This window comes from Pseudomonas endophytica, assembly GCF_001411475.1.
Taxonomy (GTDB): domain Bacteria; phylum Pseudomonadota; class Gammaproteobacteria; order Pseudomonadales; family Pseudomonadaceae; genus Aquipseudomonas; species Aquipseudomonas endophytica.
The window spans coordinates 1-16,742 of the sequence record NZ_LLWH01000068.1 but is presented as its reverse complement, the minus strand read 5'-3'; the positions used below and the strand labels follow the sequence as shown (position 1 = coordinate 16,742).

The window sequence follows — 16,742 nt, the reverse complement described above, 5'->3', positions numbered from 1 at the left end:
ACAAAAAGTACATCAGCTCGCTGGATGAGAACTTCCGCAGCGGCTCCTACGGCCTGCCGCGCAACGTTATGCTCACAACCAAGTACACGTTTTAACCCATGCCGTTGGAAACGCCGCTTTCTCAGTGATGGGACAGCGGCGCTTTGACTGCAGGGCAAAGTGCCCACGCTTTTTTCATCCGCAGAAAAGTGGCGCGAGTGTTTCAGTCAGTCTCTTCGCTAAAAGCTCTCAAGACTCACCTTGACCCCAGCTCGCCCAGCCAATTCAGTCATCGCTTCCAGCCGATCAGCGTCGACAATCACACCGTCGTAATTATCGCTTCCGGTGTCTAGGTGAAGGTAACGTTTACCGAACCGAGCCAGCCATTGATCAAATTCTTGGAGCATCTCTGGCATTGATGACGCGCCTTGTCGCACATACGCGTAGGGTTCTTTCACACCACAAGCGCTAACCAGATAGGGCGCTTGATACTCGAATACGTCATAGCCCTTCCAATCCACGCTAAGCAGAACGAGGTGCTCAAGTTTCTGTCCTCTTGAGTCATTCAAAAAGGCCTCCGTGAGCGCATCGGCTGCCTCATCTCCGATTGCGTATCGACGCATGACACGCCTGACCAACCTAGCGCCTTCTTTTTCCGGCATGAGTGCTACCAGTGCCTGAGCGAAAGCTTCCAATGCTTTTTTTTGACCGGGATCGCTTCGCTCGGGGCGCATCTCTTTGAGAATTGCTGAAGCACTGAGGTTGGTCTCCTCAGGTGGCGGCATGGTAAAGCGCCCACCAAAAAGCCGATCTAAAATACCCATACCCGTCTCCTTTACGCCCTACTCGCGTAAATCCATTGGCGATTTTTCCGATTTACTTATCAGACTGCGCCCCAAACAGAATGGGCACTGCGTCCAGAAAATGAAGCACCTCAGGCTCTTTGATGTTCAAGCTTTGCCAACCGCCATCCTCCTCCCTGATGGCGAAGTTGCCGCTTTCGAGTTGACCGACCAGCCACGACATAAACGTATCAACGGATCTGCCCACAACATATTTATCTTCTTCGTCGCTGCCAAAATTGATGACTTGCCCCAAGGTTCCGCGCTCTCCTGGATCGAGATCAACCCCAAGATGGTTACCGCCATAGTCGTAGGCGAAGGGTATCCAAAACCTGTTTGCGTAGAGCGTTTGAATAGCACCGGGGGTTGCCGAAGTGCAGAACTCACTCGCCTCGGTCATTTCTTCTGGCGACCACTGCTCAATGATGTCTTTCCAAGATTCCCACTGTGCCTTGGCCGCCGCCAGCGACAGAAAATTAAGCCCATAAAACGGTCCTGAACTCGCAACACCGTGCTGCCCATCGTGCAACCTGTAAAGCTGCTTCAAGCTTTCAGGAAAAGGTCTGCCAACAAGGCTTTCGAACGCTGCGAGTTCAGCCTCCGAACAGCCCGGAGCCAGATCCTGGCGTAATTCAGGAAGATGGGCTTCTAACCATTTCTCTAACCGTTCCATCACTGTCTTCATAAAGCGCTTCCAAGCATGCAATAGTGCACGCTAGCTTAGCTTGAAGTTTGCTGAATGACAGGCTGAAGCCTGCGCAAATACCTTGCCTCCCGGAAGCTCACTCCTCGGAACGATCAAATGACAGACAAAGTACACCGCTATGACGTCCAAGTTGTTTGGACTGGAAATGAGGGCACAGGGAGCTCATCGTATCGCGGTTATAGCCGTGCACATGAGATCCGAGCGAGCGGCAAGTCACTGATTGAAGGCTCATCCGACCCTAGCTTTCGGGGCGACTCAACACGCTGGAACCCAGAAGAGCTACTGGTTGCATCACTGTCGGCGTGCCACAAACTGTGGTACTTGGGACTTTGCGCCGAGGCCGGAATTGTGGTGGTGGGCTACGAGGATAATGCACAAGGCGCCATGGTCGAGGAGAGTCACGGCGCGGGGCAATTCACCTCCGTTGTTTTGAGGCCAAAGGTGATAGTGGCTTCGGGGGCTGACATTGAAAAGGCTCATGCTCTGCATCAAAAAGCACACGAAAAATGTTTTATCGCCCGCTCGGTTAACTTTCCAGTCAGTCATGCACCCGAAATAACGATAAGCAAAGATGCTTGAGTGGCTAAAGCGAGCCTTGGACATGAGAAAGAAGTCTTCTAGCGCAGATTTAGGAAAGCAGCTTGAAAGCTATGTAACGCCACTGATTAAGTCGGTTCGATACGGCTCTAAAAGCGAAGTGCTAAGCGTTTAAGCGCAAAGAGCATCGTTATTAGTGCTTCTTGGGTTTCTTTTAGTTCGGGGCAGGCATCGCTTCCTGGGCTACCCCATTGGCCTCCCCATCACCCCAACAACCAACGCCACGCCGAACGCGCACTGCCCTGCTAATGGGACCAGCCGCGGGACGTAGGCCAGAGCCGTGTTGAGCCCATAGCCTAAGACAGTAAGCGCGCCGAACCACATCACCCATGACCGGCCGCTGGGTGCGGCGATCAAACAGTAGATGAGGGAGGCGGCGATGCCGGTGAAGCCGAGCCAACGCAAGCTGCGTGGGCTGAGCAAGGTCGGGCGGCCGTTGAAGACGTCGCGCGAGTGACGGCTCACTGACAAGCTCAAAGCCGTCAGTGCCGCGTAGAGCAATGCAGCCCAGGTGAGTACGCTCATGTTCTGGATTCGCGAGGGCGGGATGAGGTGGCAGTTGACCGAGGCGCTGGGCCGAGCTTCGCCGGGGCACGATAGAGTCGCCACGCCGCATAGGCAAAACCGATGGCGAGCAAAAGGCTGACCCCATTGAAACCATTGAGCGCATCTGGGCCGGTTGCGAAGTCGAGTATTGGCAGCCCCGCGAAACCCAGCGCGCAAAGTAATGCCTGTTCCCGCCAAGCGTGACGCGGCGCACGTATTTGCGCGTGCAACAGTGTCAGCAGCCAGACGCAGAAAAACGCCTGTATTTCACGGATTTCCCGCCCAAGCAGGTCGTCGGGCAGTAAGCGGTTTGCCCAAAAATAAGAGCCCATGGCCAATGGCAAGCCAAGCACCGCCATCACGTTCAAGCCTTCGATTCGACGGTATAGGCCCTTGGTTGCATTGCCTCGACGTTTGATCACCCACAACTGCAAACCGGTGGCGATCATTGCGCTCCCCCCCAGACCACTAAGAAATAACAGCACACGTAGCAACGGGTCGGCGAAGTGCGCCATGTGCAGACCATACATCACGTTGTAAAACGCCTTGGCTGGCCCCGCAGGCGCGACCGTTTCGATCAGTTCACCTCCCACGCCGCCAATCACCAACCGCTGAGGCCTGAAGGAGAGTTGATCCCGGGTGTCTCGGATCAGTTCGATACGCGCGTTGGCCACACCGGGCGAACTGATCGCCACGCGTGCGATGTGCCCCTCACCCCAATACTGACGGGCTTGCTCGATGACACTGGTGTAGGGCACCAATGGGGCTGTTTCGGAGGCTGGCGCTATGGGCGCGCTGAAGTCGCGAACCTCACTCAAAAATGCCCCACGCTCTTTTCCGTAAACCAAATCAATGCCCCACGGCACGTACATGAACATCAACGTGACTAGACCGGTGTAAGTGATCAGCACATGAAAGGGCAGCGCCAGCACGCTCAAGGTGTTGTGCGCGTCGAGCCAAGAACGCTGGCCCTTGCCCGGTCGAAAGGTGAAGAAGTCTTTGAAAATGCGCCGGTGAATGATCACTCCGCTGACGATGGCGATAAACATCAACATGCTGGCAATGCCGACAATCCAGCGACCTATCAAGGGCGGCAGACTCAGTTGAAAGTGGAAGCCGTAGAAGAAATCCCCGCCAAAGCTCTTACGCGACGCTAAGAGTTGCGCTGAGGAGGGGTCGAGCAACGCGCTGTTGTAGCGTCGCTCCCCTGCGTCTTGCCACATGACTTGAGTGACAGGCAGGCGTTCGGTGGGCAGGTCAATCAGCCAAGAGGTTGCCTCCGGCGCTCGGGTTTGTAGCCAGTCCATCGCGTGCCTGAGCGATTGACTCTCTTTGAACGGTGCAGAGGGCTGGATCTGCGGGTTCATCCAGCCGGTGATTTCACTGCGGTAATAGCTGGCGCTACCGGTCACGAAAATCGCTAGCAGTAGCCAGCCGACGATCAATCCAGACCACGTGTGCAGCCAGGCCATGCTTTGCCGGAAGCCGTTTTTCATGACGTCACTCCCGGCAATCCAATGCCTGATAACCAAAGGTAGCCAGCGCCCAGCATCAGGCAAGGCACAAGCAGCCCAAACCAAGCAAGCCAGGCCGAACGTGCCGCAAACACCCAGATCACCGCCAAACACAAGATCAGAAAGGCCGGGAGTGTCGCGCTAACCGCTGCCTCGACACGCGGCAGCGGCAAGCTCAACGCAAGGCAGGCAGTACACAGCGCGGTCAAGGTGTAACCCCCCACCCCTGCGGCTATCACCCGCGATAGCACCGCGAGTCGATAGCGCCGGGACGCTGCGGCCTGCCCCTGCTTTACCACTGATAGCTCACCGCGCCAATGACACTGCGCTCATCGCCATAGCGGCACGAGGTGCTGCACGACAGGTAAGACTCGTTGGTCAGGTTTTGCGCCTTCGCCGTCAGCTGCCAGTGCTCGTCAATGTCGTAGCTGATGCGGGCATCGAAGCGACTGTAGGCCGGGATCTTACGATCGGTGATAAGCGGCGAAGTGCGCGTCGTACCGGTATACAGCGCACCCAGCCCGATTTTGAGCTGTGGCAGGCCAAACTCGGCTAAGCCGTAGTCGGTCCAAAACGACGCGTTGTGGTAAGGCACGCCTTCTAGGCGCTTGCCCACGTTGCTGACCACGTTGTCTTCCAGCACATGGGCATCGGTGTAGGTGTACGCCGCGGTCATGCTCAAGTTGTCGGTCCACTGAGTCTTCGCTTCAAGCTCCACACCTTTGGAGCGACTTTTACCATATTGCTCGTACTGCGCTGTCAGGGCGTCATAGGTGATCGCATTGGTCTGCGTCAGCGAGTACAACGCCGCACTGAGTAAGGTGTTTCCACCGGGCGGCTGGTAGCGAATACCGACTTCGTATTGCTCACCTTCAATGGGGTCGAAGGTTCCTGCCACACCGGGGTTGGCGACATCGGCGGGTTGGAACGACTGGCTGTAGCTGACGTATGGCGCAATGCCGTTATCAAACAAATACAGCAGCGCGACGCGCCCGGTCGCCTTTTGATCGCTGCGCGGTGTGCGGGTTTGGTTGGCGAAGGAGTAGTTTCGGCTTTCTGCCCAGTCTTGTCGGCCACCTAACAGAAGCACCCAGCGATCATCGAAGGTGATCTGGTCTTGCAGGTAAATGCCCGCCTGACGGCTGTGAATCTCCCAACCAGACTCTGGCGCAGTATTAGGCCCGACACCGGTGTAAGCAAAGCGTGATAAGTCGAGACTCGGCGCAAGTTGCGCAACCGTCGCGCTAATGTGGCGATGGGTGTCATAAGTCTTGTGGTAGTAGTCGGCACCCGCCAGCAGGGTGTGACGCCAGCGCCCCGACTCAATCGTCCATTCGACGTTGTTGTCGGTGGTCCAACCGGTGGAATGCTCATCACGCTCGCTGTAGCGACGGGTGAGCGTGTTGCCGGTCAGGGTGTACGGCAGCAGGTAATTCCATGACACGTTGGATTGGTAATAGCGCAAGGCATGGCGAACCTTGAGGGTGTCGCTCAAGCTGTGCTCAAACATATAGCCGAGGATGTCTATGCGGCTGTTGAAGTGATCGTAACCCGGCTCACCGACAAAGTCGTCGGGGCCTATTTTTGGACCTGGCTGGGTACTGTAGGTGGTCATGGCGTAGGTAAGCGGAGGCGTCAGGCCGGTCAGCGCCTCGGTGTGGCTGGCGAGTATTGTCAGTGAGGTGTCTTCGTTTGGCTTCCAAGTAAAGGCAGGCGCGATAAAGCGTTTATCGTCACGAATGTGGTCCACCTGAGTGTCGGCGTCGCGCCAAAGCCCATTGAGCCGATACGAAAACTCACCTTGATCGTCCAGTGGCCCGCCGAGGTCGAAGGTGTACTGCTTGCGATTGTGACTGCCGTACTCGGCGCTGACCTGATGCAGCGGTGTGGCGCTGGCACGCTTACTCACGGCGTTGATCAGACCACCGGGTGAAAGTTGCCCATACAGCACCGAAGAGGCCCCTTTAAGGACTTCGACACGCTCTAGGCCAAACGGCTCAATGCCACCATCATACACACTGGACTGCAACTTCATGCCATCGAGCAGCATGCCGCCCGTGCCAGATCCCACGTTAAAGCCACGCAGCGTGTAGTCATCCGCGACCCGACTGAACCCGTTCGGCTGGCTAACAAAACCTGGGGTGTAACCCAGCGCGTCGGCCAGTGTGTCGCTCTTTCTAGCGTCCATTTCAGTGCGGGTGACGACCGAGATCGACTGCGGAGTTTCGATCAACGGCGTGTCGGTTTTAGTCCCGCTAGCGGCGCGCTTGGCCACGTAGCCGTAGACCGGGCCGTAGGCCGACTCTTCATCGGCAACCGCATTAATGTTCGAGACGCCCAAGGTCAGCACATCGCTATCAGGCTGCACGGTCAGCGCACCACTGCCGCTGATCAATAACGACAGCCCGCTGCCCTGCAACGCCTGCTCAACGGCTTGCTCCGCTGTCAGCGTGCCCGACACCTTGTGGGCCTGACGGCCTTTGACATCGTCCGGCAAAAACACCACTTGGCGGCCACTGAGCTGGCCAATGGCGATCAATGTCGACTCCAACGATCCCGCGGGCAAAGCATAAGCGTGCAACGCAGCGGCAGGGTCTGCCTGCGCAGCGTGGGTAATGCTGACAGGCGCAACAAGAACGCTGATAGCAATGGCCAGCGGGCAAAGGAGCTGGGAACGCATGAGTGACTCTCCGGGAGCAGGACAGAACAGCTGCAAAAACGCAGTACTGTCTTCCTTGTGCGTTGAGCCAGGGAAATATTAAGGGGCGACGAAAAATATTTTTTTAACGCCTATCAACTCAGGGTCACTCGCGTCCAGAGGCCAAGGAAAGAGTCGACGCGCAACGGCAGCACATCCGCCATCGCGGCCAGCGCCTGCTCGCTGTGATCAAGGCTGAACAGGCCGGATATCCTCAAGTGCGCGGTGTCTGGGCTCAGGCTCAGCACGCCCTTGTGATAAGGGCGCAAGGCGTCAATGACCGTGGCCAGCGTTTGGTTGTGGACTTCCAGCACCCCTTTCGACCAGCCTGACGCGCTGTTCGCAGAAGTACCAGTCAACTCAATACCGCTGGCGCTGAGACGGGCACCCTGCCCTTCTTTCAAGGTTACCCGGGTGCCATCGCGGTGAGTGACCTGCACGCTTTTTTGCAGCGCCCAGACCTGCGCTGCGCCTTGGGACAACATCATCATGCAGCGCCCCTCGCCCATGCTCATCACGCCCAACTGTGAACACAGTCGCAGCGCATCACGGTCACTGGCCCGCACATCAACAATGGCACCGCCGCTGAGCAACTCGATATCACGCTTGCGCCCGTCGAAATTCAGATTCGCCGTACTCTGCGCGTTGAGCAGTAAAGACGAGCCATCGGGCAAAGAGATGCTTTCGCGCTGGGCAGTCCCCGTGCTCAAGTCGTAACGCAAACCCGCTAGCTGCCAACCCGGCTGTGTCAGGCAATAACTACCCGCAGCCAGCCCGCCCAACGCCAACGCGCCGCGCAGTACAGTGCGCCGACGCACTGGCCGCTCCCTGGCTAGCGCACGCCCCGAAACGCCGTCGACACCCCCAAAGGTCGCCTGCAATCGCTGTTGCAGTTGCTGCCAAGCCTCTTGATGCTGCCAATCCGCAGCCAACCATTGCTCAAAGGACTGCTGCTGTTGCTCATCGAAATAACCGGAGCGCTGACAGGCCATCCAGTTAATGGCCTCCTGCACGGCTGAAGACAGCGAGGGCTTCATGTCCGCGCCTCGAAACACGCACGCAACCCCTGCACCACATATTGATGAACGCGCGGCGCAGACACGCCCAGCTCACGAGCAATATCGGCGTAAGTCATGCCATCCAATTGGCTATATAGAAACGCTGCGCGGGCTCGCGAGGAAAGGCCGTCGAGCAAGCGGTCGATCTCAATCAACGCTTCAACCGCCATCACCTGTTGTTCTGCCGAAGGGGCAAACTGCTCCGGCTCATTCGCCAGCGCGTCCAAGTACGCACGCTCCAGATCACGACGGCGCCAACTGGCGTACATCAGCCGCTTGGCAATCGTTGTGAGCAAGGCACGCGGCTCGCGTATCGAGTGCGGATCGTCCAGCGCGACGACCTGCACAAAGGTTTCCGAGGCCATGTCTGCCGCATCGCTGGGGCAACCCAAGCGCGCCCGCAGCCGCTCGAATAGCCACCCATGATGATCACCAAACAGTTGGTGCAACAGGGTTTGGCGGACAGTCAAATTGGCGTGGGCAACACTGGAATGAGTGGCCATTGCGAGAATACTTAATGAAAACGATTCTCAATTCTTGCAGATTGTTACAACTCTAGCAACGGTGATCCGTCGAGTGGGCGCTACACCTTAGCGGTGCAACGCCTCAAACGTTATTTCGCTGGCACGACCCTGATCGAATCATCAGCCAATTCAACGCTCTCATCTTTATCGAAGCGCGTTTCAGGCAAACACAGCAAACCGATCACAAAGGTACAACCAGCGACCACCAATGAAAACCCACTCCATATCCGGGTCAGCCACAAGCGACTGAAATGCCTTGAGCCACTTGCCTGAGGCGGACTACGCATTGAAGCGCTTGTAGAACTTACTCCAGCCTCCGAATGTCTTGGGTAAGTCTCTCCAAATACGAGCTCGCTCTTATAGATCCATGGGTTAGTGCAAAGCGGGAACAGACCCTAGCAGATCTGCTAGTAGGCAGCCGCGCCGTGCCGATGCAAGCTAAGTGTTGACCCCTTTACACGGCGAGCGCAAACATGCCCACAGTCTTCTATACCTACGACCCACTGAACCGCTTGATCCAAACGGCAGGCATTCAGCGCTTTTACAACAGATCGCGCATGACCACCGAGATTCAGGGCGTGGTGCAGCGCAGTGTGTTTCAGGTGGGGGATCACTTGTTGGCCGAGGGCGGGGCGGGTGTCAGCAACCTGCTGGCCACCGACCTGCAGCGTTCGGTCTTGCACACGGTAAACCCCGATAAAATCCAGCCCATGGCTTATAACGTGTATGGCCATCGCCCGGCTGAAAGCGGCCTGTCAAGTGTGTTGGGTTTTAATGGCGAACGCGCTGAACCGGTCACGGGGCATTATGTGTTGGGCAATGGGTATCGGGCGTTTAACCCGGTATTGATGCGCTTTAATAGCCCGGACAGTTGGAGCCCGTTTGGGAAAGGAGGGGTTAATTCATACGCTTATTGCAACGGCAATCCATTACTTAGAACTGATCCAACCGGTCATTTTGTAAAAGCTCTAATCACCGTCTTAGTGAGACGAGCGGGTAGATTTTTATTTGAATTTATGGATCATCCCTTAGAAACCATAGCGCGCGCATGCCCCAAGCTTCTTTACATGGTCGGTGGAGCTGCTATTGACAGGGGGATAGATATAGGTGGTGCAGAGGGCCGCAAAGCCGTGGCGATAGGTGTTGCAACTATCGCAATAGGAAATTCTATAGACGACTACTTGAACAGCATGCCTCCGTTTTTCCTGCGCCACGGGGCGCAGCTAGAACATCAATTGGATCAAATGGGCACTCAAGCCCAAGCAGCTCACGATGAGTTAACACGGGCCTTAAATACAATCGATGCGCAGCGGGTTGAAATTGGAGAGCTACGAGCAAGAGGAGCCATTAGTCCTCCGCTCTACAGAGACTCGCACCACTTATTTGGACCGACACCTGCCTCCACTCGTGGCAATGCAGGTCGTATTCGTCGACAGTCTACTTAGTGGGATTACGGTTTTCTGAAGCAGTCGTGGTTTGAACACCGAGATACTTAACGCGCCTGCTTGCACTCAGGCGCGGGCCGTTTAGTGCGTGACCAGACGGTCCAGCGATGTATCGACAAAGGTCTTGGCCAGTGCCCTATAGATAGCACCACATCGCGCTGATTGCCGCTCAAACCATTCCCCGCCTCACTCGCCGAAGCAACCATGCCGCGCAACAAGTCTGACGCCTGGGCCAAAACCGCTTCTAAATTGACGCTGTCGGGTATGGCATACGTGGCCAGATCCACGGGCCGTGGAGGCTTATGGTTGTGCAGGTAGTAATCAAGGGCACGATCGGCCGCGGCACGGCTCAGTAACTGTGACGTGCGCGGGTGGCAGCCGTACGCATGTTAGTTGACCGGTGAACTTGGTCTGATCACTGGTCGTTAAAGGTTTCGATGTAGGCCAGCAAGTTGGCGATTTTCTCAGGGTCGCTGATGCCCCAGAAAATCATGCGGGTGCCTTTGACGACTTTTTTCGGCGCTTCGATATAGGCAGCGAGCATTTCAGGGGTCCACACCACGCCGGAGTCTTTCATGGCCTGCGAGTATTGGTAATTGGGCAAACTCCCGGCGTGTCGGCCAATCACACCATTTAAGTGCGGGCCAAAGCCGCTGCGGGCGTTTTCGCCAATGCTGTGACAGCCGCCACAGGTTTTGCTGTACAACTTTCCGCCCGCCTCTGCGTCGCCCGCCGCCACAGCCTCAATACTTAACAGCCCAGCATTGAGCGTCAGAAGAAGGGTCAGTAAGGCTCGGTACTTCATCGTTAACTCCGCATCAGGTCAAGGTGTTCAGACAGGCGCCAATATAGCTCAGCCCGAAAACCGTTCACGAGACCCAGATCATTTCTTTCGATCGTTAGCGATGACAGGGGCCTTCAAAAAGCCCCTGATGAATCAAGGTAAAGAGCAACGCTCAGGGCTAACCGGCGAAACCGCCTTCATTGAGAAACCTGAGCTCTTGCTCGGACGAAACACGGCCCAATACCGCGTTGCGATGCGGGAAGCGCCCAAAGCGCTCAATAATGTCTGCGTGTTCTTTGGCCCAGCGGGTGTCTTTGGGCTCAAGCTGCTCGTGCAATTGCAACGACAGACGCTGGTCGTTTGGATCTTCGGAATGCTCAAAGGGCAAATAACAAAACCCGCGCAGGGCCATGTTGATCTGTTGATCATGGCCAGCCTCAATCACCTGGTGGGCATAAAATCGCGCCAACGGGTCGGTGGCAAACATATGCGCGGTGCCGCGAAAGGCATTGCGCGGGTATTGATCCAGTAACAACAGCAACGCCAGGGCGCTCTCGGCCTCGCTCAGCCAAGGCTCCAGCTCACGTTTGGCGGCTTTAAAATGAGCCGTGTAGAACGTCTCACGAAACCGTTTATCAAAGGCTTCGTCCTTGGCAAACCAGTATTTAGGCCCGGCTTGCTTCCAAAATTCGATCACCGCGTGCGGCGAGGTATCCGTCTCACTCACGTTCTGCTCCTAGATGTAGATGGGTTAAGTCTCGGACTCGCTTCAACGCTAAACGTGCAGCATTTGCTCGGCCAGCAATACCACTGCAATGACGATCATGATGACACCCGACACACGGCTGACGATTTGCGCTGCAGCAGGACGCGTTTGTAAAACGGCTTTGGCGCCGAAGCCAACCAGCAGATACACCACGCCACAACTGAACGCATGCAGTGCGCCCAAGGCGACGATTTGCGCCGGAATCGGCCACACAGACAGCGGGTCGGTGAACTGCGGCAACAACGCCAAAAACAGCAAAAAGACCTTTGGGTTCAACCCGCTGACGCAAAAGCCCTTCCAAGCCCAGCGTAGCCCTGAATCGGCAACTTGCCCCAACGCCGACTCAGGCGTTGAGGGGTGGCGGATCATGCTGACTCCCAGCCAGAGCAAATACCCGGCGCCAGCGATGGTCATCACCCGCAGGATCATCGGGTTGCTGGCCACTAATCCGCCGACACCCGCTGCCACAATCACCGTTGCCAACAAGTGCCCCGAGAGCAAACCCGCCACCGCAGGTGTTACCAGCCGCCCACGCATACCCGCCGAAATGGCGTAGGCCCAGTCGGCGCCGGGGGTGATGATGAATAAAAACGACACCGCCCAAAAAGCGGCTAACACACTGAGAGTCACAGGTTTCTACCTTCTACATTGAGCTGGGAGGGGTGTGCAGGACGCCGTTTCAATGCGTTAGCAGCCAGTAGAAGAATAAGTAAATCCTGATAGGATTATCTTTCGTTTATACCTCTATAGCACTCTCAAACTAGAAGGTTCTACCTAATGGATCGTATAGACCGCAAGATTCTTGCTGAGCTGCATGCCGATGGCCGCTTGTCTCTCACCGAGCTGGCAGAACGCGTGGGGCTGAGCCTCTCGCCGTGCCATCGACGGGTACGTGCGCTTGAAGAGTCTGGCGTCATACTTGGCTATCGCGCCTTGCTCGCGCCGAAAGAACTGGGCTTGAGCTTTTCAGCCATTGTGTTCGTTACCTTGCGCGAAGTGACCCGCCAAGCCATCGCTGACTTTGAGGCGGCGCTGCCGCAGATCCCGCAGATCATCGAAGCGCAACGGCTGTTCGGCGACCCGGACTATCTGCTGCAAGTGATCACCAAGGACTTACCGGCCTTCCAACGACTTTATGATGAACACCTCACCTCATTGCCCAACGTACAGCGGCTGGTGTCGACGCTGGTGATGAAAAACGTCATCAATAACCGCGTACTGCCGCTATAACCCCGGTATCAGACCCGCTACCAGCGCCTCCAGCAACGCCCCAATCGTGGGCGTCTGTGGCCAAGTTTTAGCCAACTCTCCTCCACCCTAAATAAAGCAATCTTGAAATTTAGGAAGCGTCCTACATACCTTGATGCTAGTTACTGCTAGCGTTGCACAGGTAAATAGGCACCCAACTTAAACCTAAGGACTCAATAATGAATATTCTAAAGACCTCCTTAACTCTCTGGCGTGCCACGGCCGCGACTGACAGCCCACACCCGACCTATTTAACGTTTAAAGCAATCAATTCAAACAACACGACCTGTCGCGAATAAAGTTCAAGCCTGTTTTCGTAGACCCCAACTTTATTTAATGCTTCTGCGTGAGGCATTAGCAGATCAACATTGTTGGAGATATTGCTATGAGGCTCTCTTGCGTTCCGCCTGTTGCTGCATCATTAATAGCCACGTCCGAAAATATCTTACATATCGCACCGGCGTCAGACAGTTGGAAAACACATGCACCGCGTAATATTGTTTTTCTTCCCCCCACATTAACCAAGCAAACGTTGCTCATACAGATTGGGCTTCTGCGTCCTTCAACCCTTGTTGTCGGCGACCAAGCTATAGATGAAGAGGTTATTAACCAATGGCGCCTATCCCACCCATTTGGAGACCTCTTTCTGGTTCGCAGAGGCTCAAGCTTAGATAAGGTGCGACTGGACTTGTGTGAACCCAACCACATTCGAGTCACCCATACACCAGGGGTCAACGCCCCGCATGTGGCTGCCTTTATCGCGCACTGGTTAACGTTAGCGGATGGCTCCCTCCCCCACGATGTTTGCGTACTGGGATTTGGCAATGTGGGAAAAGCGCTGGTTAAGTTGCTGCTGGCACAAGACCCTGAAATTCGAATCAAGGTGTTAGTTCAATACGGTCATGCGCAGGGTCCTCTGGACAAAGTCTTTTGCGACAGCAGAGTGTCATTTGTCGTGGACTGGCAAGATGCCCTGCAAGGCGCCTGTGCACTCGCTATCTGCTTACCCCTGAATAAAGACACCGATCATCGCCTTGATCAGAAGCTTATTGCGTCGATGCACAGACAGGCTCGTTTGGTCTGTGTCGCCAAACCAGATGTTTTTAGCGATGACGCATTACGAGCACTGGCGATCACTAAAGGCATCCAGCTTGTTTTGGACTACGGGCCAAGCACCTTGGATGCATTTCGTCTGCGCACTCAAACCCTAGGCTGCAGCGCTGCCACGTGGTGCAAGCCCGCGATGCTGACAACACAGGCAGCCACTACCCAAGCCTGTCATCACGACTTGGATTATGCCGTCTCAGTCCAACTAAGCCTGGTGGCGCTGCGCAGTCTTGTGAGGCGCAAACTTGCGCAATCGTTGACGATTCCTTGTGAACCGCCAGAGGCTGGCGCACCTCATGTGTCGATCATCGGCAGAGGTATCAATGGCCTGTTACAAGCGCTGATGTGTCGTTTGGCGAACTACCACGTCACGGTCTACGGCAAGGATCAGGAGAGCGATGGCGCCAGCCATAAGCCTGTGAACATGCGCCATCTGTCTGCCACAGAGACGGCTGCGAAGCCACAGCACAACCCCCACCTGTTTCCTGCCAATCAGTCTTTGGCCGTTGAGTGCAACCGCGCAGGCATAGAGTTATTTGAAAAACTTTTAATCGACAATCCATCCTTAAAACCCTTCGCCAAAAAGGGCATCGTTCGCGCTTACAGGGAGCATGCCAATGACATAGACGCCGCGATCCAAGAGCAACGCGCTATCGAAAAGCGGCCATGGCCGAGCGGTAAGCCGGGGGCTGAGCCCCTAGAGATCAGTCAACAACAAGTGCAGGCAAGGTATGGCGTGACGGGGATGGATCGCGCGATTGAGGTATCGGGCTACGACTTGGAGTTCCGCACATTAATGGCAGCGTTAGTGACGCTGTTGCAGCGCGCAGGTATTCAGTTCGTGCCCGAGCATCTAAGCCGGGCCCACATTACCGAACTCAGTAAAAAGCACTTTGTGGTCACTGCCATGGGCGTAGAACAACCTAACGTGATCCCGATCATGGGCTGGTTTTTCAAGCTGAGTGCGGTGGGCTATGAAGGTGCTAACTTGCGTGGGTTCAAACTTCAGTACGACCTGCCCATCGGGGTCATGAATTGCCGCCTAGACGGAAATGACATTCTTGTCTCTGGCGGTCAAGTTCCGCCAGATTCAGCACCGGCCTATAAGGACCAAGTACTCGCGGCTTGTTTGGCGGCGATAGCACGACACTTCCCAAGGTCTTACAACCGAGCCATTGAGCAGGGCAACTTAACAATAATCGACTGCGCTCGCCCCGGCACTTTAGATGGATTATCAATTGTTCACTGGTGCGCATTTAATCGAATTGCCGCGGGGGCCACTTATGCGGGAGGGACAACACAGGGATTAGTTTGGGCTTCTTTAGTCCAAGAACTTCTCCACACAAAAACATCTAACGCTTCTGGCGTTTACTTTAATAAAAGTAGCGCTTAATTATCTGTACTGCGGCACCGTTTAACACTGTCAGCGAGGCACTTAACGTACTAGGACTTAGGAAATAACTTATGCCCTATCACCTTTGCGCGCCTACTCGTCGACACTCAAGCGTCTGATAAAAACAACAACGAACTATAACTTGAGGTATTGGAATGATTTTGTCCAAACGTACTTGGCTTGCCTTCTCTCTGGTTTCCATGACCTGCCTTAGCAGTCACGTCTTTGCAGGCTCCACACTGGACGCCATACAGAAGAAAGGCATGATTCACTGCGGTGTTTCCGATGGGTTACCCGGTTTCTCGGTTCCGGATGCCAAAGGCAAGATCCTCGGGATTGATGCTGACTTCTGTCGCGCGGTGGCCGCAGCCGTGTTGGGTGATGCCAGCAAAGTCAAATTTAGCCAATTGAATGCCAAAGAGCGCTTCATCGCCCTTCAGTCTGGCGAAGTCGACATTCTGTCGCGCAACACCACCTGGACCAGTTCCCGTGATGCGGGCATGGGCATGAAATTTCCGGGCTTCGTCACTTACTACGATGGCGTTGGCTTCTTGGTTAACCACAAGCTGGGCGTCAAAAGCGCCAAAGAGCTGGATGGCGCGACTATTTGCATTATGGCCGGGACAACCACGGAGCTGAACGTTTCCGATTACTTTCGAGCCAACAACCTGAAGTACGCTCCGATCACGTTCGACACCTCCGATGAAAGCGCCAAGTCCCTTGAGAGTGGACGTTGCGATGTACTGTCCTCCGACAAATCCCAGCTCTACGCGCAACGCAGCAAGCTCGCCAACCCAGAGGACTACGTGGTCTTGCCAGAAACCATTTCCAAAGAGCCGCTGGGTGCCATGGTGCGTAACGGCGACGACGAGTGGCTGGCGATCGTGCGCTGGGTGGGCTTCGCCCTTCTCAATGCTGAAGAAGCCGGTATCACCTCGCAAAATGTTGAAGATCAAGCCAAGACCACCAAAAACCCGGACGTAGCCCGCTTGCTGGGCGCTGATGGCGAATACGGCAAAGACCTGAAACTGAGGAAGGACTGGGTCGTACAAATCGTTAAGCAAGTGGGCAACTACGGTGAAGTGTTCGAAAAAAACCTCGGTAAGAGCAGCCCGCTGCAAATCGACCGTGGCATGAACGCGCTATGGAACAACGGCGGCATTCAATACGCACCCCCCGTGCGCTGATCGTTGACGGGTCTGTCAGCCGACGGGCAACCGTTGGCTGATGGTCTATTCCATTCTTTGCGAGAGATTTCATGCTCAATCACTACAGCGTTCCTAAACAGAACCTCAGTCTCAGCGATCCTAGAGTGCGTGCGTGGGTATTTCAGATCATCACCGTTGCGTTGGTGGTGTTCGTCGGTTGGTATTTGTTCCACAACACTCAGACCAACCTGCAACACCGGGGGATTACCTCGGGGTTCGACTTTCTGGAGCGCAGTGCCGGGTTTGGTATTGCGCAGCATTTAATTGATTACACCGAGTCCGACAGCTATGCGCGGGTTTTCCTTATAGGTTTGCTGAATACGCTGC

The 16,742-nt window shown here is 55.4% G+C and carries 17 protein-coding genes and 1 pseudogene; 6 read left to right on the top strand and 12 right to left on the bottom strand.

All coding sequences use genetic code 11. The features are described 5' to 3' along the window. Positions 1-218 precede the first annotated feature (218 nt). Together AQS70_RS06270 and AQS70_RS06265 are read right to left on the bottom strand one after the other, a co-directional pair. Positions 219-803, bottom strand: a complete 585-nt coding sequence (locus AQS70_RS06270) for a DUF6630 family protein (protein ID WP_055102034.1) — start codon at positions 801-803, stop codon at positions 219-221. Between the two features lie 52 nt (positions 804-855). Beyond that, on the bottom strand, positions 856-1,506 hold the full coding sequence (locus AQS70_RS06265) for an SMI1/KNR4 family protein (protein WP_055102033.1): 651 nt from the start codon (positions 1,504-1,506) through the stop codon (positions 856-858). 117 nt (positions 1,507-1,623) lie between these two features. Here AQS70_RS06265 and AQS70_RS06260 point away from each other — a divergent pair, with 117 nt between their 5' ends. Continuing rightward, a complete protein-coding gene (locus AQS70_RS06260; RefSeq protein WP_055102032.1) occupies positions 1,624-2,106 on the top strand; it encodes an OsmC family protein in 483 nt (160 codons plus the stop codon). A gap of 201 nt (positions 2,107-2,307) precedes the next feature. Here AQS70_RS06260 and AQS70_RS06255 read toward each other — a convergent pair whose 3' ends face one another. The 6 genes from AQS70_RS06255 to AQS70_RS06230 form a co-directional block, all read right to left on the bottom strand. After that, positions 2,308-2,649, bottom strand: a complete 342-nt coding sequence (locus AQS70_RS06255; RefSeq protein WP_055102031.1) for a DUF3325 family protein — start codon at positions 2,647-2,649, stop codon at positions 2,308-2,310. Beyond that, positions 2,646-4,166, bottom strand: coding sequence for a PepSY-associated TM helix domain-containing protein (locus AQS70_RS06250; protein WP_055102030.1), 1,521 nt, complete (start codon positions 4,164-4,166; stop codon positions 2,646-2,648). Before AQS70_RS06250 ends, AQS70_RS06255 begins: the two co-directional genes overlap by 4 nt. Further along, the gene (locus tag AQS70_RS06245) at positions 4,163-4,483 is read right to left on the bottom strand and encodes a DUF3649 domain-containing protein (protein ID WP_055102029.1); all 321 of its coding nucleotides are present in this window, start codon (positions 4,481-4,483) and stop codon (positions 4,163-4,165) included. Before AQS70_RS06245 ends, AQS70_RS06250 begins: the two co-directional genes overlap by 4 nt. After that, a complete protein-coding gene (locus AQS70_RS06240) occupies positions 4,477-6,864 on the bottom strand; it encodes a TonB-dependent siderophore receptor (RefSeq protein WP_055102028.1) in 2,388 nt (795 codons plus the stop codon). The genes AQS70_RS06245 and AQS70_RS06240 overlap by 7 nt, the downstream gene beginning before the upstream one ends. Before the next feature lie 113 nt (positions 6,865-6,977). After that, positions 6,978-7,919 carry a FecR domain-containing protein gene (locus tag AQS70_RS06235; protein WP_055102027.1) on the bottom strand — a complete coding sequence of 314 codons (942 nt, stop codon included), beginning with the start codon at positions 7,917-7,919 and terminating at the stop codon, positions 6,978-6,980. Then, on the bottom strand, positions 7,916-8,443 hold the full coding sequence (locus AQS70_RS06230) for a sigma-70 family RNA polymerase sigma factor (protein WP_055102026.1): 528 nt from the start codon (positions 8,441-8,443) through the stop codon (positions 7,916-7,918). The genes AQS70_RS06235 and AQS70_RS06230 overlap by 4 nt, the downstream gene beginning before the upstream one ends. Positions 8,444-8,937: 494 nt before the next feature. Here AQS70_RS06230 and AQS70_RS06225 point away from each other — a divergent pair, with 494 nt between their 5' ends. Then, positions 8,938-9,909, top strand: a complete 972-nt coding sequence (locus AQS70_RS06225) for an RHS repeat-associated core domain-containing protein (RefSeq protein ID WP_055102025.1) — start codon at positions 8,938-8,940, stop codon at positions 9,907-9,909. A 47-nt stretch (positions 9,910-9,956) separates the two neighbouring features. On the opposite strand, the gene AQS70_RS24265 is transcribed toward AQS70_RS06225, so the two are convergent. From AQS70_RS24265 to AQS70_RS06210, 4 genes are all read right to left on the bottom strand, one after another. Next, positions 9,957-10,115, bottom strand: a complete 159-nt coding sequence (locus AQS70_RS24265) for a hypothetical protein (RefSeq protein WP_420912338.1) — start codon at positions 10,113-10,115, stop codon at positions 9,957-9,959. 209 nt (positions 10,116-10,324) lie between these two features. Beyond that, positions 10,325-10,714 (bottom strand): c-type cytochrome, encoded by a 390-nt coding sequence (locus AQS70_RS06220; protein ID WP_055102024.1) that lies wholly within the window; start codon positions 10,712-10,714, stop codon positions 10,325-10,327. Positions 10,715-10,871: 157 nt separating this feature from the next. Then, positions 10,872-11,420, bottom strand: coding sequence for a DUF924 family protein (locus AQS70_RS06215; RefSeq protein ID WP_055102023.1), 549 nt, complete (start codon positions 11,418-11,420; stop codon positions 10,872-10,874). Between the two features lie 48 nt (positions 11,421-11,468). Further along, positions 11,469-12,089: a LysE family translocator gene (locus tag AQS70_RS06210; RefSeq protein WP_055102022.1), complete on the bottom strand. Its 621-nt coding sequence runs from the start codon at positions 12,087-12,089 to the stop codon at positions 11,469-11,471. A 147-nt stretch (positions 12,090-12,236) separates the two neighbouring features. Between AQS70_RS06210 and AQS70_RS06205 the strand changes: the two genes are divergently transcribed. The 4 genes and pseudogenes from AQS70_RS06205 to AQS70_RS06190 form a co-directional block, all read left to right on the top strand. Next, positions 12,237-12,689 carry an Lrp/AsnC family transcriptional regulator gene (locus tag AQS70_RS06205; RefSeq protein WP_055102021.1) on the top strand — a complete coding sequence of 151 codons (453 nt, stop codon included), beginning with the start codon at positions 12,237-12,239 and terminating at the stop codon, positions 12,687-12,689. A 403-nt stretch (positions 12,690-13,092) separates the two neighbouring features. Then, positions 13,093-15,207, top strand: a complete 2,115-nt coding sequence (locus tag AQS70_RS06200) for an FAD-dependent oxidoreductase (protein WP_055102020.1) — start codon at positions 13,093-13,095, stop codon at positions 15,205-15,207. Between the two features lie 200 nt (positions 15,208-15,407). Beyond that, complete coding sequence (locus AQS70_RS06195; RefSeq protein ID WP_241492805.1) at positions 15,408-16,394, top strand: amino acid ABC transporter substrate-binding protein; 987 nt, start codon at positions 15,408-15,410, stop codon at positions 16,392-16,394. Between the two features lie 71 nt (positions 16,395-16,465). After that, positions 16,466-16,742: pseudogene (locus tag AQS70_RS06190) on the top strand (amino acid ABC transporter permease); the annotation flags it as partial.

Bases quoted from the DNA above. Each gene is read 5' to 3' on its own strand.
- AQS70_RS24265 (WP_420912338.1), bottom strand. From the start codon at position 10,115: ATGGTTGCTTCGGCGAGTGAGGCGGGGAATGGTTTGAGCGGCAATCAG.
- AQS70_RS06205 (WP_055102021.1), top strand. From the start codon at position 12,237: ATGGATCGTATAGACCGCAAGATTCTTGCTGAGCTGCATGCCGATGGC.
- AQS70_RS06260 (WP_055102032.1), top strand. From the start codon at position 1,624: ATGACAGACAAAGTACACCGCTATGACGTCCAAGTTGTTTGGACTGGA.
- AQS70_RS06250 (WP_055102030.1), bottom strand. From the start codon at position 4,166: ATGAAAAACGGCTTCCGGCAAAGCATGGCCTGGCTGCACACGTGGTCT.
- AQS70_RS06220 (WP_055102024.1), bottom strand. From the start codon at position 10,714: ATGAAGTACCGAGCCTTACTGACCCTTCTTCTGACGCTCAATGCTGGG.
- AQS70_RS06240 (WP_055102028.1), bottom strand. From the start codon at position 6,864: ATGCGTTCCCAGCTCCTTTGCCCGCTGGCCATTGCTATCAGCGTTCTT.
- AQS70_RS06200 (WP_055102020.1), top strand. From the start codon at position 13,093: ATGAGGCTCTCTTGCGTTCCGCCTGTTGCTGCATCATTAATAGCCACG.
- AQS70_RS06230 (WP_055102026.1), bottom strand. From the start codon at position 8,443: ATGGCCACTCATTCCAGTGTTGCCCACGCCAATTTGACTGTCCGCCAA.
- AQS70_RS06265 (WP_055102033.1), bottom strand. From the start codon at position 1,506: ATGAAGACAGTGATGGAACGGTTAGAGAAATGGTTAGAAGCCCATCTT.
- AQS70_RS06195 (WP_241492805.1), top strand. From the start codon at position 15,408: ATGACCTGCCTTAGCAGTCACGTCTTTGCAGGCTCCACACTGGACGCC.
- AQS70_RS06225 (WP_055102025.1), top strand. From the start codon at position 8,938: ATGCCCACAGTCTTCTATACCTACGACCCACTGAACCGCTTGATCCAA.
- AQS70_RS06255 (WP_055102031.1), bottom strand. From the start codon at position 2,649: ATGAGCGTACTCACCTGGGCTGCATTGCTCTACGCGGCACTGACGGCT.
- AQS70_RS06270 (WP_055102034.1), bottom strand. From the start codon at position 803: ATGGGTATTTTAGATCGGCTTTTTGGTGGGCGCTTTACCATGCCGCCA.
- AQS70_RS06235 (WP_055102027.1), bottom strand. From the start codon at position 7,919: ATGAAGCCCTCGCTGTCTTCAGCCGTGCAGGAGGCCATTAACTGGATG.